Origin of the sequence: Candidatus Sphingomonas phytovorans, assembly GCA_029202385.1 — a bacterium.
Classification (GTDB): Bacteria; Pseudomonadota; Alphaproteobacteria; order Sphingomonadales; family Sphingomonadaceae; genus Sphingomonas; species Sphingomonas phytovorans.
The window spans coordinates 254,729-274,439 of record CP119314.1; the positions used below are offsets into that span (position 1 = coordinate 254,729).

24 protein-coding genes and 1 riboswitch are annotated in these 19,711 nt (G+C 64.5%); of the genes, 8 read left to right on the forward strand and 16 right to left on the reverse strand.

Annotated elements, in window-relative coordinates; translation table 11 throughout:
• Positions 1 to 4: 4 nt before the first annotated feature.
• The 3 genes from P0Y59_01160 to P0Y59_01170 all read right to left on the reverse strand — a co-directional run bounded on the left by P0Y59_01160 (position 5) and on the right by P0Y59_01170 (position 2,208).
• Positions 5 to 667 carry a hypothetical protein gene (locus P0Y59_01160; protein ID WEK00335.1) on the reverse strand — a complete coding sequence of 221 codons (663 nt, stop codon included), beginning with the start codon at positions 665 to 667 and terminating at the stop codon, positions 5 to 7.
• Positions 668 to 828: 161 nt separating this feature from the next.
• A complete protein-coding gene (locus P0Y59_01165) occupies positions 829 to 1,605 on the reverse strand; it encodes a hypothetical protein (GenBank protein WEK00336.1) in 777 nt (258 codons plus the stop codon).
• Between the two features lie 138 nt (positions 1,606 to 1,743).
• Entirely contained in the window at positions 1,744 to 2,208 is a 465-nt protein-coding gene (locus P0Y59_01170; GenBank protein WEK00337.1) for a nuclear transport factor 2 family protein, read from the reverse strand.
• Positions 2,209 to 2,383: 175 nt separating this feature from the next.
• Between P0Y59_01170 and P0Y59_01175 the strand changes: the two genes are divergently transcribed.
• Together P0Y59_01175 and P0Y59_01180 are read left to right on the forward strand one after the other, a co-directional pair.
• Positions 2,384 to 2,815, forward strand: a complete 432-nt coding sequence (locus P0Y59_01175) for a BlaI/MecI/CopY family transcriptional regulator (GenBank protein ID WEK00338.1) — start codon at positions 2,384 to 2,386, stop codon at positions 2,813 to 2,815.
• A gap of 2 nt (positions 2,816 to 2,817) precedes the next feature.
• A complete protein-coding gene (locus tag P0Y59_01180) occupies positions 2,818 to 4,131 on the forward strand; it encodes a M56 family metallopeptidase (GenBank protein ID WEK00339.1) in 1,314 nt (437 codons plus the stop codon).
• Between the two features lie 267 nt (positions 4,132 to 4,398).
• Here P0Y59_01180 and accC read toward each other — a convergent pair whose 3' ends face one another.
• From accC to aroQ, 3 genes are read right to left on the reverse strand one after another with little or no spacing between them, the layout of a single operon-like run.
• Entirely contained in the window at positions 4,399 to 5,751 is a 1,353-nt protein-coding gene (gene accC / locus P0Y59_01185; protein WEK00340.1) for an acetyl-CoA carboxylase biotin carboxylase subunit, read from the reverse strand.
• A gap of 6 nt (positions 5,752 to 5,757) precedes the next feature.
• Positions 5,758 to 6,231 carry an acetyl-CoA carboxylase biotin carboxyl carrier protein gene (accB, locus tag P0Y59_01190; GenBank protein ID WEK00341.1) on the reverse strand — a complete coding sequence of 158 codons (474 nt, stop codon included), beginning with the start codon at positions 6,229 to 6,231 and terminating at the stop codon, positions 5,758 to 5,760.
• A gap of 52 nt (positions 6,232 to 6,283) precedes the next feature.
• Positions 6,284 to 6,718, reverse strand: a complete 435-nt coding sequence (gene aroQ / locus P0Y59_01195) for a type II 3-dehydroquinate dehydratase (GenBank protein ID WEK00342.1) — start codon at positions 6,716 to 6,718, stop codon at positions 6,284 to 6,286.
• Between the two features lie 139 nt (positions 6,719 to 6,857).
• Between aroQ and thiS the strand changes: the two genes are divergently transcribed.
• Together thiS and P0Y59_01205 are read left to right on the forward strand one after the other, a co-directional pair.
• Positions 6,858 to 7,856, forward strand: a complete 999-nt coding sequence (thiS, locus tag P0Y59_01200) for a sulfur carrier protein ThiS (GenBank protein ID WEK00343.1) — start codon at positions 6,858 to 6,860, stop codon at positions 7,854 to 7,856.
• The gene (locus P0Y59_01205; GenBank protein WEK00344.1) at positions 7,856 to 8,629 is read left to right on the forward strand and encodes an alpha/beta hydrolase; all 774 of its coding nucleotides are present in this window, start codon (positions 7,856 to 7,858) and stop codon (positions 8,627 to 8,629) included. The genes thiS and P0Y59_01205 overlap by 1 nt, the downstream gene beginning before the upstream one ends.
• Here P0Y59_01205 and P0Y59_01210 read toward each other — a convergent pair.
• Positions 8,626 to 9,219, reverse strand: coding sequence for a class I SAM-dependent methyltransferase (locus P0Y59_01210; protein ID WEK00345.1), 594 nt, complete (start codon positions 9,217 to 9,219; stop codon positions 8,626 to 8,628). The genes P0Y59_01205 and P0Y59_01210 overlap by 4 nt on opposite strands.
• Before the next feature lie 143 nt (positions 9,220 to 9,362).
• Here P0Y59_01210 and P0Y59_01215 point away from each other — a divergent pair, with 143 nt between their 5' ends.
• Positions 9,363 to 9,533 (forward strand): CsbD family protein, encoded by a 171-nt coding sequence (locus P0Y59_01215; protein ID WEK00346.1) that lies wholly within the window; start codon positions 9,363 to 9,365, stop codon positions 9,531 to 9,533.
• Between the two features lie 83 nt (positions 9,534 to 9,616).
• Here P0Y59_01215 and P0Y59_01220 read toward each other — a convergent pair whose 3' ends face one another.
• The 8 genes from P0Y59_01220 to P0Y59_01255 all read right to left on the reverse strand — a co-directional run bounded on the left by P0Y59_01220 (position 9,617) and on the right by P0Y59_01255 (position 16,979).
• The gene (locus tag P0Y59_01220) at positions 9,617 to 11,260 is read right to left on the reverse strand and encodes a thiamine pyrophosphate-binding protein (GenBank protein WEK00347.1); all 1,644 of its coding nucleotides are present in this window, start codon (positions 11,258 to 11,260) and stop codon (positions 9,617 to 9,619) included.
• 534 nt (positions 11,261 to 11,794) lie between these two features.
• Entirely contained in the window at positions 11,795 to 12,127 is a 333-nt protein-coding gene (grxD, locus tag P0Y59_01225) for a Grx4 family monothiol glutaredoxin (GenBank protein WEK00348.1), read from the reverse strand.
• Positions 12,128 to 12,141: 14 nt separating this feature from the next.
• Entirely contained in the window at positions 12,142 to 12,375 is a 234-nt protein-coding gene (locus P0Y59_01230; GenBank protein WEK00349.1) for a BolA family transcriptional regulator, read from the reverse strand.
• A 5-nt stretch (positions 12,376 to 12,380) separates the two neighbouring features.
• Positions 12,381 to 12,704 (reverse strand): DUF1476 domain-containing protein, encoded by a 324-nt coding sequence (locus P0Y59_01235; GenBank protein ID WEK00350.1) that lies wholly within the window; start codon positions 12,702 to 12,704, stop codon positions 12,381 to 12,383.
• Positions 12,705 to 12,840: 136 nt separating this feature from the next.
• Positions 12,841 to 13,842 (reverse strand): NADPH:quinone oxidoreductase family protein, encoded by a 1,002-nt coding sequence (locus tag P0Y59_01240; GenBank protein WEK00351.1) that lies wholly within the window; start codon positions 13,840 to 13,842, stop codon positions 12,841 to 12,843.
• On the reverse strand, positions 13,805 to 14,434 hold the full coding sequence (gene leuD / locus P0Y59_01245; GenBank protein ID WEK00352.1) for a 3-isopropylmalate dehydratase small subunit: 630 nt from the start codon (positions 14,432 to 14,434) through the stop codon (positions 13,805 to 13,807). Before leuD ends, P0Y59_01240 begins: the two co-directional genes overlap by 38 nt.
• Before the next feature lie 106 nt (positions 14,435 to 14,540).
• A complete protein-coding gene (gene leuC, locus P0Y59_01250; GenBank protein ID WEK00353.1) occupies positions 14,541 to 15,983 on the reverse strand; it encodes a 3-isopropylmalate dehydratase large subunit in 1,443 nt (480 codons plus the stop codon).
• Between the two features lie 48 nt (positions 15,984 to 16,031).
• Positions 16,032 to 16,979 (reverse strand): helix-turn-helix transcriptional regulator, encoded by a 948-nt coding sequence (locus P0Y59_01255; GenBank protein WEK00354.1) that lies wholly within the window; start codon positions 16,977 to 16,979, stop codon positions 16,032 to 16,034.
• Between the two features lie 76 nt (positions 16,980 to 17,055).
• Between P0Y59_01255 and P0Y59_01260 the strand changes: the two genes are divergently transcribed.
• On the forward strand, positions 17,056 to 17,952 hold the full coding sequence (locus tag P0Y59_01260) for an SDR family oxidoreductase (GenBank protein WEK00355.1): 897 nt from the start codon (positions 17,056 to 17,058) through the stop codon (positions 17,950 to 17,952).
• Positions 17,953 to 17,957: 5 nt separating this feature from the next.
• On the opposite strand, the gene P0Y59_01265 is transcribed toward P0Y59_01260, so the two are convergent.
• The gene (locus P0Y59_01265) at positions 17,958 to 18,530 is read right to left on the reverse strand and encodes a histidine phosphatase family protein (GenBank protein WEK02461.1); all 573 of its coding nucleotides are present in this window, start codon (positions 18,528 to 18,530) and stop codon (positions 17,958 to 17,960) included.
• A gap of 32 nt (positions 18,531 to 18,562) precedes the next feature.
• A riboswitch (cobalamin riboswitch) is annotated at positions 18,563 to 18,706 on the forward strand.
• Positions 18,707 to 18,737: 31 nt separating this feature from the next.
• Between P0Y59_01265 and P0Y59_01270 the strand changes: the two genes are divergently transcribed.
• Together P0Y59_01270 and P0Y59_01275 are read left to right on the forward strand one after the other, a co-directional pair.
• A complete protein-coding gene (locus P0Y59_01270; GenBank protein WEK00356.1) occupies positions 18,738 to 18,965 on the forward strand; it encodes a CbtB-domain containing protein in 228 nt (75 codons plus the stop codon).
• A gap of 9 nt (positions 18,966 to 18,974) precedes the next feature.
• Positions 18,975 to 19,700, forward strand: a complete 726-nt coding sequence (locus tag P0Y59_01275; protein WEK00357.1) for a CbtA family protein — start codon at positions 18,975 to 18,977, stop codon at positions 19,698 to 19,700.
• Positions 19,701 to 19,711 lie beyond the last annotated feature (11 nt).

The window sequence follows — 19,711 nt, forward strand, 5'->3', positions numbered from 1 at the left end:
GCCTTCAACTCCCAATCTTCAATGCTCTCGTCCGGCTCACCCACCAGGCGAGCAGCGCGAGCAGCACATAGGCGACGAGGCCCAGGATTGCGAGCGAGGGCGGCGGCGGATCGACGATCGTGGCCGGCTCGGGCCCGAACCAGTTGAACGCCTGGAAGGCCGCCATCGCGACGGCGAGCGTGGCGACCGGGATCCAGGGGCCCCGCGTGCGGGCTGTGAACCAGGCGAGGGCGCCAAAGGCCAGGATGAGTTCAAGCGGCATCTCGATCGCTGGATGGTTCCACAGGCCGAGCCCGAACGGCGGCGGTCCGCCCGCCAGTGTCAGGTCGGGCCGGTGGACCAACAGGTCGATCAGCCAGTGCGACAGAACCACCGCGCCGCCGATCAGCGCCGCCGTGCGGTTCCGTCGCCACAGCCAGAGCAGCAGCGCGAAGCCCGCAGCCCAGCCGATCGCGCCGGCCAGGCTATGAGTCCAGGGCATGTCGTACAGGTCCATCGGGTTCATCGCCGTGATGCCGGGGACGAGCCGCATATGCTCGACGCCGAGCAGCACGAAGGAGAAGAAGGCGAGATCGACCAGTTGGGCCGCGACGAACAGCGTGCCGAGCCGAGGTGCCCTTGGCGAGGCTGCCGCGATGAATGCCGTACTGTAGTGGCCGATAAACATGACGCGATCCCCTCGGGGTCGCATCCTACCAGCTTGTTCTCCCCGCGAAAGCGAGGATGACAAGGGATAATTCTCGTGTTCGCCAGCGCGGAGTTAACTTTAGCGTACTGCGTTGACAACATTGTTGGAGGATAGGGCAAGCCTTCCAATTGCCGCGGTATTCATGGCAGGCAGGGCTGATAGATGTCGGCCATCCCCTTGGGCTGGCCAGGGCGCGGCCGGGTGCTGGCATATGTCAGCACCCGGCTATCGCGGCTGAGCGAAGGCCCGAAGGTGAAGTCGCCGTCGTTGATCGACCGCGCGAGCGGTGTCGCCTCTCCCCATCCATCGCCGGCGCGCTGGCTGACATATATCGCACCGGTTCCGCCGCGGCTGGACCAGAAATATGCGCTACGACCATCGCTGCTCAGGGTGAAATCCCCTTCCGAACTCGGCGAGTTGATCGGCACTTGCAACGCTACGGGGGCATCGAATTCGCCATCGGCGCGTAATCTGGCGCCATAGATGTCGAGCTTGCCCGGACCACCGGGGCGCGACGAATTGAAGTAGAGCGTGGTGCCGTGGAGCTCTGGTCCCAGTTCTTCACCGGGACTGCTGGCGGCGGCCAGATGTTCGGGTGCTCCCCATCCACCATTCGTTGTCCGCTCGACCCGCCAGATATCCCGATCCTTGCGGGCGGGCGATCGGCCGGGTGCGGGACGATCCGACGTGAAATAGAGCCACCGCCCGTCCGGCGTCAGCCACGGGTCCGTGTCCCGGTAGCGCGCATCTCCAAAGGCGATCTGCGCGGGAGCCGTCCAGCTACCCTTACGCTTTTCCATGAAGAAGATGCGCGACCGCTCGAAATTGGCTTCCGATCGGGCAAATACCGTCAGGCGTCCGTCTTCGCTGACGCTGAGATTATAGTCATTTGCCGCGGTCGATACGATATTGGGCATGAAAGGGCCGGGTACGCATGGTGTTGATGCAGCGCTTGCCTTGCGATGCTGGTGGGGCGCCGCGTCGCTCATGCCTGTCGAACAGACTGCGAAGGCAAGCGCGGCCGATGCGATGACATAAAACCGAGGAGACATCATTCATCGTCTCCCGGACGGCTGCTCCGCCCCTTGCGTCGGGCGGGGAATGGGGTGCCAAAGGGCGTTCACGATGACCCAGCGGTCGCCGAAGCGCCCCATGTGGAAATAGTCGACGAACCATGGTGTTTCGAGGCGTACCGAAGCCGTGTCGCGCGTCGTGTCGAGTATGCGGCACGAACGGCTCCATTGTTGGCGGGGAGTTCGCAAGGCGCCGCGCCGGGTCAGGTCGGTCAGTTCCTCGCGCGTCATCCGGTGTAAGCCGAGCCGCTCGTCGGGTGTTTCTCCAGCTATTGCCCGCTTGGCGAGGTCAGGGTGCAAAGACCGCGCCACCCGCACCGGGTCGCCCTCCAATTGTCCGTCGATATAGTCCAGGCACGTAGCCTCGATCCGGGTGAGGGCTGCCGGATCGGCGGGCGGCACCGAATCCGCAACCAAGGCGGCGAATATGAGGACGGAAAGGGGCATATGGGACCTCCAAAGCGGCTTATACTATCATGTAGTATATGTGCTATTCTGTAATTTCAATGTTGAAAAATCTGTGGCGAGGAGCGCGCGTTACGGCCGGAAAATGGCCCCGGTGTTGCCTTTACATCGCTTGTTATGCTGTAGTATCGGCGGCCGGAGATTGGATCCACCGTCGATGCGGCCAGAATCAAAGACAGAAGCCAGGCTTCCGGAAATTTCGCAGGCGGAGCACAATGTGCTGCGCGGTCTATGGCAGTTGAAGCGCGCTAGCCTGCGGGAGGTGCATGATGCCATCTCTGCGGAGACCGGATGGGCCTATACGACCACAAAGACGGTACTCGACCGGATGGCCGCCAAAAATCTGCTGAAGCGGGAAAAGGTCCACGGATTGTTCGTCTATTCCCCCGCGATCAGCAAGGCTGCGGGTATCGCACGCTTCGTACGCTATTTCGCCAGCCGTATCGTGGAACGCGATATGGGCGTCGTCTTGGGACTGTTCAGGGAATCGGAGGCACTCTCCCGCAAGGATGTCGAGGAACTGCGAGCTTTGATTTCGGAGTTGGACAAGCAGGATGCGGCTGGCGCAGCGGGCGAAAAGAGCGCCTGATCATGGCCGATATCGCAAAGGCTCTGATCGAATGGCTCCTGTGGCAGTCCCTCTATGCCACTGTTGCGGCGGCCGTCATATTCGGTTTGATCGGCGCACTGCGTATCCGCGACCCCCGATGGCTGATGGGGCTCTGGGCAATCGTCCTGCTGCGCTTTCTGCTGCCGACCGACTTTGCCATGCCTTGGGGGATTGGGTCGATCTGGGACCAATTCGGTCCGGCCGTCCTCGATCAGCGCGCGGATGGGGGCGAAATCGCGGCATCGGTGCCGTCGGTCGAACGATTGGGCGTAGGCGGTGGGCCGGTCGCATCCGGCAGTCTGGCGATCTTCCTTACCCTGATCTGGGCGGGGGGCGCCCTCGGGCTGTTCTTCATCGTCCTGCGCCAGCAGCTTAAGACTAGCCGGCTGCTCCGCCGCGCTGCGCCGGCAGGACAAGAGGTGCGGGATCGGTTGCGCCACTGGCAGCGCAAGTTCGACATTGACCGCCCTGTCCACATGGTGGTCGGTGATGCTAAGCTGTTGCCGTTCACGACGGGCCTCCTTTCCCCGGCCATATTCATGTCGCGGCAGCATCTGGAGACGATCGGACGCGACGAACTCGACGCTGTCCTGGTGCATGAACTTGCCCATATCCGCTCATGGGATGTCGCCTGGCTCTACATCGAACGCCTCGTACAGTTGCTGTTCTTTTTCCACCCCGTGGCATGGTGGGCCACCCGCCAGCTGTCCCAGGCCCGCGAACGCTGCTGCGACATTCAGGCCGTCAATATGTCGAACATAAAGGCGACACTATATTGGGAATCAGTGCTGAATCTCCTGCAGGTGCCGGCCAATAGCTCGCCCCGGCTGGCCATTGCCAGTTCGCTCGGGAGACCGGCTCGGTCGCTAAGGGATCGTATCGACGCAGTCCGTTTTCATTCGCATCCCCACACCCGCTCGCGGCTTGCTGTCTATGCCGGCATAATGGGGCTGAGCACTTTCCTTTTGCCGATGGCGCCGATCGCTGGAAGGGCAGCCATCCCCCTGCCAACCGCGAAGAACGATCTGGCGCAGTCGAAACAATCTGCACTGCGGACAGCCAATGATCGGGTCCTCCGTGCTCGTGAGATATTGGATCGATACAACCGCGGTGATTTCGGTGACCGCGTCATTACCCGGCCCAATGGCGAAGCGATTTGCGCGCCGGACAGCTGGCCGGCGGGCGTGACATGCAAGGGTGTCTTCTCGCGAAAGGATATCGGCCAACTCGTCTGGGAGGCCGAGGACAGTCTCGTCAAAGCTGAGCGGACCGCTGCGCTACTGGCGAATCCCTAGTGGATCGGATGCTAAGGCTTAAAATCGTAGTTTCTGACGAGTCATAGTCTGGTGTTCCCGCGAAAACGGGGATGACACCCGGTGATTTTGCCTGCGCGCCAAGTCGCTGCTTCTCCGGCGAAGGCCCCGCTGGGGATGGCCGTGACTTGGGTTGCGTGCTGTTATTTCAGACGCCCCAACTCTGCCCCGGCTTTCACCAGGGCAGAGTGAGCTTCGGGGTAATGCGTTGGTGGAATGGTTGGAGGAAGGGCAAGCTTCGGAGTCCGATCAGCCCTCCTGTCGCGCCAGCCACTCCTCCAGCCATTTGATCGTGTAATTTCCCGCCTGGAAATCCGGGTCGTCGAGCAATGCCTGATGCAGCGGGATGGTCGTCTTCATCCCTTCGATCACATATTCCTCCAGCGCCCGGCGCAGGCGGCGCAGCGCGCCCTGGCGAGTGGTGCCGTAGACGATCAGCTTCGCGATCATCGAGTCGTAATAAGGCGGTACGCGATAGCCCGCGTAGAGCCCGCTATCGACCCGCACGTTCATGCCACCCGGTGCGTGATACTGCTTCACCAGCCCCGGCGACGGCGCGAAGGTGCGCGGGTCCTCGGCATTGATGCGGCACTCGATCGCATGGCCGCGAAACACCACGTCCTGCTGGCGCAGGGTCAGCGGATGGCCCTCGGCGATTCGAATCTGCTCGCGGACGAGATCCAGGCCGGTGATCATTTCGGTCACCGGATGCTCGACCTGAAGCCGGGTGTTCATCTCGATGAAGTAGAACTCGCCGTCTTCCCACAGGAACTCGATCGTGCCGGCGCCACGATAGCCCATGTCGGACATCGCCTTGGCGACGATCCCGCCCATGCGCTCGCGGTCCTCGGCGCCGAGCACGGGGGAAGGGGCCTCCTCGAGCACCTTCTGGTGGCGCCGCTGCAACGAACAGTCGCGCTCGCCGAGATGGATCGCATTGCCCTTGCCGTCGCCGAACACCTGGAATTCGATGTGGCGCGGGTTGCCGAGATATTTCTCCATATAGACGGTCGCGTCGCCGAATGCCGCCTTGGCCTCGCTGCCCGCCTGCATCATCAGCGTTTCGAGCTGGTCCTCGGACGTGCACACCTTCATGCCGCGTCCGCCGCCGCCCGATGCCGCCTTGATGATCACCGGATAGCCGATCTTCCGCGCGATCGCCTTGGCTTCGGTGATGTCGCTGATCGCGCCGTCCGAACCGGGGACGAGCGGCAGGCCGAGCGCGCCGGCGGTGCGCTTCGCCTCCACCTTGTCGCCCATGGTGACGATATGTTCTGGCTTCGGCCCGACGAAGATGATGCCGTGCGCCTCGACGATTTCGGCGAACCGGGCATTCTCGGACAGGAAGCCGTAACCGGGATGGATCGCATCGGCATGGCTGATCTCGGCCGCCGAAATGATGTTGGCGATGTTGAGATAGCTCTCGCCAGCCGGCGGCGGGCCGATGCAGATCGCCTCATCGGCGAGTCGGACATGCATCGCGTCGGCATCGGCGGTTGAGTGCACCGCGACTGTCTTGATCCCCATCTCATGGCACGCGCGATGGATGCGCAGCGCTATTTCGCCGCGATTGGCGATCAGGAGTTTCTTGATTTCAGCCATTTAGGCTTACTCGACAACCACGAGGGGCTGGTCGAATTCGACCGGCTGTCCGCTCTCGACCAGGATCGCCTTCACCGTCCCGGCGCTGGGCGCGAGGATCGGGTTCATCACCTTCATCGCCTCGACGATCAGCAGCGTGTCCCCCGCTGCGACTGTCTTCCCGACGCTGATGAACGATGCCGCGCCGGGCTCCGGCGAGAGATAGGCGGTGCCGACCATCGGCGACTTTACCGCGTTCGCGCTGGCCACCGGCGCTGCCGCCTCGACCGGCGTGGCGGCAGCCGCCACCGGCACTGCGACGGGCGCAGGTGCATAATGCACCGCAGGTGCCGCGGCGGCCGCCTTGCGCGCGATTCGGATACGACGCCCGCCATCCTCGACCTCGATCTCGGTCAGCTGCGTTTCGTCAAGCATCTGTGCGAGCTGGCGAACCAGTTCGACATCGATCCGCATCGGATCGGAATTACTATCTTCGGCCATGCGACCCCTGTTCTCCCTTATTGGGCCAAAGCCCATTTAATGGGGCGTCCTGTCAGAGACGAGCGGCGGCTTCAAGCGCAAGCAGGTAGGAAAGCGCCCCGAAGCCAGCGATGGTTCCCCTTGCGGCGCGTCCTACCCAGCTCTCGTGCCGGAAGTCCTCGCGCTTGTGCGGATTGGATAAATGTACTTCGATCACCGGTGTCTTGATCGATTTGATCGCGTCGTGGAGTGCGAGCGACGTGTGGGTATAGGCGGCTGCATTGAGGATCACCGCCCGCGCGCCACTGGCCTGCGCTTCGTGCAGCCAGTCGACCAGGTGCCCCTCGTGATTCGACTGGCGCATGTCGATCTTCAGGTCGAGCTCCCGCGCGCGATCCTCCAGCAGCCCGGCGATGTCGTCGAGCGTGTCGCTGCCGTAGATTTCCGGCTCGCGCAGGCCGAGCAGGTTCATGTTCGGACCGTTCAGGACGAAGATCGTGTCGGCCAAGGATAAGCCTTTCGGTTGCGGGCGGGGTTCCGCGGCTTATATCGCGGGCTGCCTCTTTAGCCGTTCGTGCCTCGTGAAGTCGAGACAGGGCGCGGGGAGGTTTCTCGACGTCGCGCGAAGCGACCGGCTAGGGAGAGCTATGCATACCGATCACACCGTCTCGATCCGCGTCAACGGCGAGCATCGCCGCGTCAGCGCCGGCCTCAGTCTTGCCCAACTCGCCGCCGATCTCGGCCTCGTGCCGGAAAAGGTCGCGGTGGAGCGCAATCTCGAAGTGGTGCCGCGCTCGACTCTCGGCCAGGTGCTGGTCGAGGATGGCGATGAGCTTGAGATCGTGCATTTCGTTGGCGGTGGTGACGTGGCGCCGGCACTCGATACCTGGACGGTGGCGGGCCGCACCTTCCGCTCGCGCCTCATCGTCGGCACCGGCAAATACAAGGATTTTGCCCAGAACGCTGCCGCACTGGAGGCCTCCGGGGCCGAGATCGTCACGGTTGCGGTGCGCCGGGTGAACGTATCCGATCCCACTGCGCCGATGCTGACCGACTTCATCGATCCGAAGAAGGTTACCTATCTGCCCAATACTGCCGGGTGTTTCGATGCCGAATCCGCGATCCGCACCCTGCGGCTGGCGCGCGAGGCGGGCGGCTGGGATCTGGTGAAGCTTGAAGTGCTGGGCGAGGCGAAGACGCTTTATCCAGATATGGTCGAGACGTTGCGCGCAACGGAAGTACTGGCCAAGGAAGGTTTCCTCCCAATGGTCTATTGCGTTGACGATCCGATCGCGGCGAAGCGGCTGGAGAATGCTGGGGCGGTGGCGATCATGCCGCTCGGCGCGCCGATCGGTTCGGGCCTCGGCATCCAGAATCAGGTCACGATTCGCCTGATCGTCGAGGGTGCGAGCGTGCCTGTATTGGTCGACGCGGGCGTCGGCACTGCATCCGACGCGGCGGCGGCGATGGAGCTTGGCTGCGACGGCGTGCTGATGAACACGGCCATCGCCGAGGCGAAGGACCCGATCCTGATGGCGGCGGCGATGAAGGCCGGGGTCGAGGCGGGCCGTCTCGCCTATCTCGCGGGCCGAATGGGCAAGCGCCGTTATGCCGATCCGTCGAGCCCGCTGGCCGGGCTGATCTGATGAAGACGGTGCGGTTGGGGCTGATGATGCTTGGCGCGACCGCACTGGCATCGTGCGACGGGCCGAAGGTGACCTATGATAAAACCACGACCGTACCGGAGATGGTGTCTGCACCGATAACGTTGAAGGCTGGCGACGGTGTCGAGATTTTCGGACGCACCTACGCCGCGACTAGGCCCAAGGCGGTGGTCCTGCTGTTTCATCAGGCCGGCTCGAGCAAGGATGAATACACCGAGATTGCGCCGCGGTTGCGTGATGCCGGCTATTCCGCCATAGCGATCGACCAGCGGTCGGGTGGGAGCCTCTATGGCGATAACGAGACCGTCGCGCACCTCGGCAAGAGTAACGACTATCTCGACGCGAAGCAGGATCTCCAGGCAGCGCTCGACTTCGCGAGCCGGATGAAGCTCCCGGTGATTGTCTGGGGCAGCAGCTACTCCTCCTCGCTGGTATTCCCGCTCGCTGTCGAAAATCCGGGGAAGATCAAGGCAATCCTGGCCTTCTCTCCCGGGGAGTATTTTCCCGACGAGACGCTCGTGAAGACCGCTGCCGCGAAGGTCCATGTGCCGGTGTTCGTCACCTCGGCCAGCGACCCGAAGGAGATCGCCGAGGCGAAGGCGGTCGTCGCTGCAGTTCCCGGCGGACGGGCCGAGCAATATGTGCCGGCGATCGGCTTCCATGGCTCGTCGACCTTGATCGCTGCGAAGGATCCCAAGGGTGCCGAAGCGAACTGGAGCGCGGTGATGGCCTTTCTAAGGAAGGTCACGCCCTAAACCTTCCGCGCGAGCCAGACCGTCGCGCCCCCACATCCGGGGTCTTCGACGACATGCGCCATCTCGACCAGGCCGGCCCGCAGAAAGGCCGCGCGATACTCGGCCGGGTCGAGGCTGGCGTGATAGAGCGGGTCGCCACGATATTCGCCCATTGATGTGCCGCGTTTCGGCCCGCTGTTGAACAGCAGTCGCCCGCCTGGCTTCAGCCAGGTCGCGACGCGCGCGATCATCGTCTCCTGATCGTCATGCTCGAGATGGAACAGGCTGCCCCAGGCGAGCACGCCCTCGAACCGGTCCTCGATCGTCAGTTTGCGCATGTCGATCTGCAACCAGCGCTGCCGCGGGAAGCGTGTGCGGGCAAGGCCGATCATCGCCGCCGAACTGTCGATCCCCGTCACCGCGAAGCCGTGATCGACCAGATAGCGTCCGATAGGCTCCGCGCCGCCGCATCCGAGATCGAGGATCGCGCCGCCGCGCGGTAATGGCATGACGAAACGCTCGATCCACGGCCGCTCGACGAAGCTGCGCCCGCGATCGCGATCGAAGGCGTGGGCATGGCGCTCATAATGGTCAGCTATACGATCGGGCATCGCAGCGTCTCGGACGGTTTTTCAATGTCTTGCGAGGCAGGCACGCGGCGATCCGGAGGAACCCCGGGCGAGGTCAACCGTTGATTGCCCGGGAGTGACTGGCGCCGGTCGTCGGTGCCGTAAGACGATCAAGGAGCACGCACATGGGTGAACTCGTCGATAAGATCAAAGGCAATGTCAACGAAGCGATCGGCAAGGTCAAGCAGAAGAGCGACAATCCTGCCACGCGTGACGAAGGTGCCGTTCAGGAACTGAAAGGCAAGGGCCAGCAACTCGCCGGCAAGGTGAAGGGAGCCCTTGGCGACGACATCTGACGCATTTCATCAAAAGATGACGGAAGGGCCGCTCCGGGTAACCGGGGCGGCCTTTTCTATTCATCGGGCTCCGGAGGTTCGGGTCAGCGTTTCCGTATCGCCGAGATCGTCGTGCCGGCAGTGATCGCCTCGATATCGGTCTTGAGATGGAGCAGCCGCACACCTTTCTCCGCCACGGCGCGGGCGAGGGCAGGGGCGAACGCCTCGGTCGTCTCCACCGTTTCGGCCCAGCAGCCATAGGCCCGGCCAAGCGCCGCGAAATCCGGGTTGCGCAGTTCAGTACCGGAAATGCGGCCAGGATATTCGCGCTCCTGGTGCATGCGGATCGTACCATATCCGCCATTGTCGATCACCAGGACGAGCATGTCCGCACCGTGCCCGACTGCCGTGGCCAGTTCCTGGCCGTTCATCAGGAAACATCCGTCACCTGCCAGTGCGACAACCGTCCGGTCCGGGTGGCGCAGCGCCGCCGCAGTTGCCGCGGGGACCCCATAGCCCATCGCGCCGGCAGTCGGGGCAAGCTGGCAGCCGGGGCCGGCATAGAGCCAGTAGCGATGCCACCAGCCGGAATAATTCCCCGCGCCGTTGCAGATGATCGTGTCAGTCGGGAGCAGCTCGCGCATCGTCGCGACGCATGGGCCGAGATCGAGCCTCAGATCGCGAGCGACAGGGGTGGTCCATGCCTCATAGTCCGCCCGGGCCTTCGCAGCAGCTTCGAGCGGAGGGATGTCGATCGCCAGCACCGCATCGGCGAACTCGCGCATGCCGGCGCAGATGGCGAGATCGGCGCGGTAGGTGCTGTTCAACTCGCTCGGATCGGGGTGGACATGGACGATCCTCTGGCCGGGATGGTCCGGCGTGATCAGCGTATAGCCGTCGGTCGTGGCCTCGCCGAGCCTCGGCCCGACGACAAGGAGCAGGTCGGCGTCCTTGACCCGCTGCACGAGCTTCGGATTGGGGCCGTAGCCGAGATTGCCGGCATAGGCGGGCGAGCTGTTGGGGATGGCATCCTGGCGCCGGAAGGCGGCGACCACCGGCAGGCCGCTGCGTTCAGCGAAATTCTGGAAATCGCGCGTCGCCTCGGTGTCCCAGCCGGCACCGCCGACGATGGCGACCGGCCGCGACGCCTCTCCCAGCATGGCGCCCAGATGGCTCATCACGATAGGATCGCACGCCTGGACCGGACGGCCCACCCGGGGGCGATCCACCGCAACGACCTCGTCGAGCAGCATGTCCTCGGGCAAGGCAAGCACCACGGGCCCCGGCCGGCCCGACATCGCTACATTCCAGGCTCGTGCGACATATTCCGGGATGCGCGCTGCATCGTCGATCTTTGCCGCCCATTTCACGACCGGCCCGAACATCGCCGGAAAATCGATCTCCTGGAACGCCTCGCGATCTTTCGTGCCGCGATCGACATCGCCGATGAACAGCACCATCGGCTGCGAATCCTGCATCGCTACATGGACGCCGATCGAGGCATTGGTCGCACCGGGCCCGCGCGTCACGAAGGCGACGCCCGGCCGCCCTGTCAGCGCGCCGTCGGCACAGGCCATGAAGCCGACGCCGCCCTCCTGCCGGCACACCACCAGGTCGATCTCCGGCGTGTCGTGGAGCGCGTCGAGCACGGCGAGGAAGCTTTCGCCGGGGACGGTGAAGATACGATCGCAGCCTTGCGCGACGAGCTGGTCGACCAGGATTCGACCGCCGGTACGTTGGTTTGTCATAGGGGCGATTCCTGGACCGGCCGGCGGCATTTTGCTAGCCCGCCGCGCTCGAAAATGAAGCCGGCCGGTATCGGTAAGCCCGGCGACCGTTCGCCCGTGCAACAACGCTCTCTGTATCCGCTGCGGCGAAACCCTCGGCAGAAGGTCCGCGATGTCTGGGCTTCAGGCAGTCATGGATTCGCCGTCACGATCGGCTTGAAACGTCGGGATACTTTACACCGGGGGCGGGGCGCTGGAGTACATTAACCATCGTGACCTGCGGTTTTCCCTTACTTGAGGGGAATGGCACGCCGACTGCATAGTCTGGAGCATGCCGAGCGTTCATCGCTTCAGCAGGGCGGACCGATGCTCCCTCCGATCTCGCATCGGTCCGCCCTACCCGGCCTCCCGGATCACCACTTGATCCTCATCGACGCGGCATTGCTGCGCTTCGTATCCCTGTGCGGACCGGGTGACAGAAAAGAAAAGGGCCCCGCCGCGGTTCCCACCGCGGGCGAAGCCCTGTCTCGGTCGATGCCGTTCCCGGCCTGGTCGCTATCCGGCGGTCACGACGCCCTGGTCTTCGAAAAGCTTTGCGAGCTCGCCGCTCTCGTACATCTCCATCATGATGTCGGAGCCGCCGATGAATTCGCCCTTCACATAAAGCTGGGGAATCGTCGGCCAGTCGGAAAAGGCCTTGATGCCCTGGCGGACGCCTTGATCCTGCAACACATCGACGCTGTCGAATTCTGCGCCGAGATGATTGAGGATGGCCACCGCGCGGCTGGAAAAGCCGCACTGCGGAAAGAGCGGGCTGCCCTTCATGAAAAGAACAACGTCGTTCTTGGCGACGATCTCGGCGATGCGGGCCTGTGCGTCATCGGTCACTGGGTCTACTCCTGTCACTCTGGAACCGCGGTGGTGAGCTGCAATGCGTGGAGCACGCCGCCCATCCGCCCACCCAGTGCGGCATAGACCGCCTGGTGTTGCTTGATACGGGGCAAGCCCCGGAAACTCTCGGCCGTCACGCGCGCCGCATAATGATCGCCATCGCCGGCGAGGTCGGTGATCTCGACCCGGGCACCGGGGATGCCCCCGGTGATCAGCGCCTCGATTTCTTCGGCTGCCATCGCCATCGTCGTTATTCCGACTGCATCAGCTGACGGCGGGCTTCGATCGTCTGATCTTCGATCGCGCGGCGGACCGCACCTTCGTCGACCTCGACGCCGGCCGCGTTCAGGTCGCTGACCAGCTTGCGGATCACGTCCTCGTCGCCTGCTTCCTCGAAATCGGCCTGGACGACCGCCTTGGCATAGGCGTCGGTCTCTTCCGGGGTGAGCTTCATCTGGGCTGCGGCCCATTGGCCAAGCAGCCGGTTGCGCCGAGCCGTGACACGAAACGCCATCTCCTCGTCGCGCGCATATTTGGTCTCGAACGCCCGCTCGCGATCGTCGAAAGTGCTCATGGTCGGTCGTTCCCCTTGGGCGATTTTACGTATCAGGGTCGAGATAGGGTGGGGGACGCAGCGACGCAACCGCTCGCTCATGACCGAGAGAGGCTCGGAACGAATTCCTCCCCGGGCTTGCCCGGGGAGGAATAGCTTATTCCGCCACCGTCACCACCAGCTTCCCGATCGCCTGGCGTGCCGCCATGCGGGCGATCGCCTTGCCACCATCCTCGAACGCGAAGGTCTGGGTCACGCGCGGGGCGATCTTGCCGTCCTTCCACAGCCGGAAGAGCCGCTCGATATGCGCCTGGTTCGCCTTGGGGTCACGCGCGGCGAAGGCGCCCCAGAACACGCCGCAGACATCGCAGCTCTTCAGGAGCGTGAGGTTGAGCGGCAGCTTGGGAATACCCGCGGGGAAGCCGACGACGAGATAGCGGCCCTCCCATGCGATCGAGCGCAATGCCGGCTCGGCATAGTCGCCGCCGACCGGATCATAGATCACGTCGGCGCCGCCCGGTCCGAGTGCGGCCTTGAACTGGTCGGCGAGCGCTTTCGACTGGTCCTTGTCGAATGGGGCACGAGGATAGACCAGCGTCACGTCGGCACCGGCATCCTTCGCCACGGCTGCCTTCTCCTCTGACGAGACTGCCGCCACGACATGCGCGCCGAACGCCTTGCCCAGCTCGATCGCTGCCAGGCCGACACCCCCGGCGGCGCCGAGCACGAGCAGGGTATTGCCCTCGGCCAGGTGTCCGCGGTCGAGCAGGGCATGGATGGTCGTGCCATAAGTCAGCAGCAGCGATGCGCCTTCGGCGAAGCTTCGCCCTTCGGGCAGGCGGAACAGGCTGGTTGCGTTGATCGCGACCTTTTCGACCAGGCCGCCCGATCCGGTGGTCGCGATCACCCGGTCGCCGGGCGCCCATCCGGTCACGCCTTCGCCGACGCTGTCGATCACGCCGGAAATCTCGCTGCCCGGGGCGAAGGGCCGGGGCGGCTTGAACTGATATTTGTCCTCGATGATCAGGACGTCGGGATAGTTGATCGAGCACGCCTTGACCGCGATCACCACCTGGCCCTTGCCGGCCACGGGATCGGGCAGGTCGTCGATGACGAGGGTTTCAGGGCCGCCCGGTGCCTTCGACAACAATGCCCGCATATGCTCGTTCTCCGCTCATCCATGGCCGGTGCTCGTTGACGCCGGACTCGTATTTAGAAATCGCGGTATCCCTTGCCAGCGTCAACCCGATCTCGTCCAGCCCCTCCATGAGGCACTGACGGCGAAAGGCGTCCAGGTCGAACGGAAAGCGGTCCTGATAAGGCGTGGTGACGGTCATTGTCTCGAGATCGACTGTCACGGAATCCGTCTTCGCGACCTCGACCAACCGATCGACAGCTTCCTGCGGTAGAACGACGGGTACGATGCCGTTCTTGAAGGCGTTGCCGGAAAAGATATCGGAAAAGCTCGGCGCGATCACCGCGACCACGCCCATGTCGGCCAGCGCCCAGGCGGCATGCTCGCGGCTCGATCCGCAACCGAAATTATCGCCGGCGATCAGGATCGGCGATCCGGCATAGCGCGGATCGTCGAAGATATTGTCCGGCTGCGCGCGCACGGTTTCGAACGCCCCCTTGCCAAGCCCCTCGCGCGTGATGGTCTTGAGCCAATGCGCGGGGATGATGACGTCGGTGTCGATGTTCTTCGCGCCCCACGGATAGGCGCGGCCCGAAACCTGACTGACTGCTTTCATTACTGGCTCGCGATCGTTCCATCGGCCGGCTTCGGCTTGGCCGTTGCGGTATAGGCGGCGATGCCGCTCAGCACGGTGCCGAGGATCAGCAGTATAAGGGCCTTCTTCATGACGACGTCCCTCCCATCAGGTCGCGGACATCGCTCAACCGCCCGGTAACGGCTGCTGCCGCCGCCATCGCGGGTGAAACCAGGTGCGTCCGCGCTCCAGGTCCCTGACGCCCTACGAAATTCCGATTCGAAGTGGAAGCGCAGCGTTCACCTGGCGGCACTTTATCCGGGTTCATGGCGAGGCACATCGAGCAGCCCGGCTCGCGCCATTCGAAGCCGGCCTGGAGGAATATCCGGTCGAGCCCCTCGGCCTCGGCCTGACGCTTGACCAGTCCGGAACCGGGGACGACCAGCGCGCGAACGCCGTCCGCGACATGCCGGCCATTCGCCACCGAGGCGGCGGCGCGCAGGTCCTCGATCCGGCTGTTGGTGCAACTGCCGATGAAGACATGCTCGACCGGGACATCCTGCATCGCGGTGCCCGGCGTCAGCCCCATATAGTCGAGCGATTTTCGGGCGGCCGCCCGCTTGGCCGGATCGGCGAAGCTGTCGGGATCCGGGACCACGCCGGTGATCGACACGACATCCTCCGGGCTGGTGCCCCATGTCAGCGACGGCGCAATATCGGTCGCGTCGAGCCTCACGCTGCGGTCATAGGTCGCGGCCGGATCGCTCGGCAGGGTCTTCCACCACGCGACTGCCTGCTCCCAGTCCGCACCCCTGGGTGCCATCGGGCGACCCTTGAGATAGGCGAAGGTCGTCTCGTCCGGCGCGATCAGGCCGGCGCGCGCCCCGCCCTCGATCGACATGTTGGCGACGGTCAGGCGTCCCTCGACCGACATCGCGCGGATCACCTCGCCGGTATATTCCACGACATAGCCGGTGCCGCCCGCCGCGCCGATCCTGCCGATGATGGCCAGGATCACATCCTTGGGGCTGACGCCGAAGCCGAGCGACCCGTCGACGCGAATCTCCATCGTCTTCGACTGGCTCAGCAGCAGCGTCTGCGTGGCGAGCACATGCTCGACCTCGCTCGTGCCGATGCCGAACGCAAGCGCACCCATCGCGCCGTGCGCCGAGGTATGGCTGTCGCCGCAGACAAGCGTGGTACCGGGGAGGGTGAAGCCCTGTTCCGGGCCGACGACATGGACGATGCCCTGCTCGGGGGCGACCGCATCGATATAGTCGATGCCGAATTCGGCGGTGTTGCGCTGAAGCGCATCGAGCTGCGCCGCGCTCTCTGCATCGGCGATCGGAAGGCGCTTGCCCGCCGCATCGATCCGCGCCGTCGTCGGCAGGTTGTGATCGGGGACCGCCAGCGTCAGGTCGGGACGGCGCACCTTGCGCCCCGCCGCGCGAAGGCCGGCAAAGGCCTGCGGGCTGGTGACCTCGTGGATCAAGTGGCGGTCGATATAGATCAGGCAGGTGCCATCGTCGCGACGCTCGACGACATGCGCGGCCCAGATCTTTTCATACAGGGTGAGTGGACGGGAAGCCATGCGGGGCGCTCTAGCCCTTTCTTGCGTCCGATCAAGCAGGCGTGGCATTTAATTACGCATGGCCTGGCTTGTCGAGCGGGGTGCCAACTCGTCTGACAAGGCGTTTTTGACGAGGGTTTCGTCCGCATCGCCGTCCCCGATGATCGTCGCCCCGGCCGGCCGTTCGCGCAGGAGGGACCTGACCCGCTCCCCGTCCTCGCTCGTCGCCGGATTGTACACGACCATGCTCAGATCGGGCCGGCCATCGACGGCGAACGAGGAATATTCGAACGCGATTGGGCCCAGGATCGGGTGGCGGAGGTGCTTGACGCCGTCGCCATAGGTGCGGACGTCATTGTCCCGCCACATCGCGTCGAAGTCGGGACTCAACCGGCACAGTTCGGCGACGAGCGGCTCGACCTCCGCGCCGGCGCCCGCGCGGGCCGCGTCCGCTCGGAAGGCGCTGACGACGAAACGTGCGACGCTTTCCCAGTCGAATTGCGCGTCGCGGACGCGCGGATCGAGGAAGATCATGCGCAGGATGTTGCGCTGGTCCGGCGGAAGGGCGCCATAGTCGGTGAGGATGGCGGCAGCGGCGCGGTTCCAGGCGACGACGTCCCAGATTGCAGTCTTCACCAGCGCGGGGCTGACGTCGAGCGCATCGAGCAGTCGCTGCAGGCGTGGCGTGACGCCCTCCGCCGGCTTGTAATGGACCTCGGGCGGACGCCCCAGGCCGAGAAGGAACACATGTTCGCGCTCAACCTCGGTCAGCATCAATGCCCGGACGATCCGGTCGAGCACGTCCGCGGACGGTGCGCCGCCTCGTCCCTGTTCGAGCCAGGTATACCAGGTGGGGCTGATATTGGCGCGCTGGGCGACTTCCTCACGGCGCAGGCCGGGGGTGCGCCGTCGCGTCCCGGAAAAGCCGAATGCCGCGGGATCGAGCCGCGTGCGCCGGTCCTTGAGATAAATGCCCAGGGCCTTGTCCTGTGTGGTCATGCTGATCCTGTTGGTCATCATACCCCGATAAGGTCACTACTTTAACAGGATGGCGTGCGCTCCGACAATGGATCTGGTGATTGAGGAGAGTGATATGCGTGTCTTCGTAACTGGCGCCACGGGCTTTGTCGGATCGGCCGTGGTCAGGGAATTGCTTGGTGCCGGCCATCAGGTGCTCGGCCTTGCGCGGTCGGATGCCGGCGCGGAGGCGCTCAGCCAGGCAGGCGCCGACGTGCATCGCGGCGCACTCGGCGATCTCGACCGCCTCAGGAGCGGCGCGACCCATGCGGACGGCGTGATCCATACGGCGTTCAATCATGATTTTTCGAAATTCGCCGAAAATTGCGAAGAGGATCGGCGGGCGATCGAGGCGATCGGCGCTGTCCTGGAAGGATCGCAGCGCCCGCTGCTGGTCACTTCCGGCCTTGCATTGCTCGCGCCAGGCCGGCTCGCGACCGAGAGCGACGTGCCGAGCCCGGCCTTTCCGCGCGTCTCGGAAATCGCAGCCGCCGCAGTGGCGGCGCGCGGCGTCAGGGCGAGCAGCGTACGCCTACCGCCGTCAACCCACGGCGCCGGCGATCATGGCTTCGTACCGATCCTGATCGAGATGGCGCGGGAAAAGGGCGTGTCTGCCTATGTCGGCGACGGCAGCAACCGCTGGCCGGCCGCGCATCGAGTCGATGCCGCCCGGGTTTACCGTCTCGCGCTGGAACGGGGTGCGACCGACGGTCCGTATCACGCGGTGGCGGAGGAGGGGGTGCCATTCAAGAAGATCGCCGAGACGATCGGGCATCACCTGGATGTTCTGGTGAGGGCCATATCACCCGAGGAGGCGCAGGCGCATTTCGGCTGGTTCACGATGTTTGCAAGCATGGACGTTCCGACCTCAAGCGCGCGAACGAGAGCCCTTCTGGGCTGGGAGCCCAGCGGGCCGACGCTGCTGCAAGACATGAACGACACCGATTATTTCCGGGGCCGCCAGGATCATTGAAGCGCTCAACCGGGAAGGATCATGCTGTCGGCAATGGCGGGGCCGAGCGCTTGCAATCGCCAGACGCGGTTGAACGACAGCACCGCCATCGAGAGGGGGGCGACGTCGATCCGCAGCGCCCCGTCCGGCGGTATTCCAAGCGCGACGGCAATCGTGGTGCGCACCACCATGGGGTGGGTAATCGCGAGGATGGGCGCCTCGCGATCGGCCTGCACGGCGAGCCATTCGGCAATCCGAATGCCGACTGCGGCCATCGTCTCTCCGCCGGGCGCCCCTGCCACGGGATCTGCGATCCAGGCTGCGATACCGTCAGGGTCGAGGGCATGGATTTCGGCCAGACTTCGCCCGGTCCATTCGCCGTGATCGATGTCGCGGAGTGCCGTTTCGATGTCGGCGACCAGCCCAAGCGCTTCCGCCGTCTGGCGCGCGGCCAGTGCCGGGCTGGTTGCGATATGCCGCGGGGAGGGCAGGGGAATTCGGTATGCCCTGGCAGTTCGTAGCCCGCCATCGTCGAGCGGTTCGGCCGGATCGGCGAATCCGCCGACACGCGCCGTCGTCGTCGCGGCATGGCAGAGCAGGGTCAGTCGCGTGGCCAGACGGGCCTCCCTGAATCGTTGACGTTACGCTCGGTTCCGTCCTAGGGCAGGAGGGACCGAGGAAGAAGCCGGTGAAATTCCGGCACGGTCGCGCCACTGTTATCGCCAGCGCCTGCGTGCTGTCGAGAGTCAGACCTTCCTCGGACGATCATCCCGCGGGACGCGCGCTTCCCGGTCAAGGAGCTATATATGCCGGCTACGACCCTTTTTGCCGACGACGTCTTCATTCCGGTTCGCGGCGAGACCGCGATCCCGTTCGGCGAGCTTCTTCCCTGGGCGCTCTTCGGCACGCTCCTCGCGGTGATCTTCCTCTATTTCGTCAGCACCGAACAGGGCGCGGTATCGCTCTTCAGCGGCAAATACGTCCATGAACTCGTCCATGACGGTCGCCATCTGCTCGGCTTTCCCTGCCACTAAGGCCGGGACATGGCGCGCACGCTCCTGATTCGCGGGATGCTGGCCGGCGTGGTCGCCGCGCTGCTCGCGGTGCTGTTCGCACGCTTGATCGCCGAGCCGCAGGTCGACCTGGCAATCGCGTTCGAAGCGGCCAAGGCGCATGCCATGGGCGGGATGGACGAACCCGAACTGGTTAGCCGCACGGTCCAGAAGGGCCTTGGCCTCGTCATCGCGGTGGTACTTTACGGTGCGGCGATCGGCGGCATCTTCGCGCTGGTGTTCGCTGGTCTTTATGGTCGCTGGTCGCGGCTCGGACCGCGCTCGCTCGCATTGTTGCTGGCGGTGGCGGGATTCGTCGCGATCGCGCTCGTGCCGGCACTCAAATACCCGCCGAATCCGCCTGCGGTCGGCCTGCACGAAACCGTTGCCTTCCGCACCATCACCTATTTCGCGATGATCGCCTTGTCGGTGGTCGCGCTGGTGATCGCGGCGAAGCTCGGCCGCGGTCTGTCGCAGCGGCTGGGCGCGTTCAACGCGATGCTTGTCGCGGGCGGATGCTACGTCGCGCTGGTCGCGGCCGTTCAGGTCGTGATGCCCGTCATCAACGAGGTTCCGGTCGATTTCCCCGCCGTGCTGCTGTGGAACTTTCGCATTGCGTCCCTCGCCATGCAGGCGGTGCTGTGGGCGGTGATCGGCATCGGCTTTGGTGCGGGTGCCGAGCATGCGCTTCGCAACGGAGTTCGGGGCCGAGTCTAACGGCCGTTCGC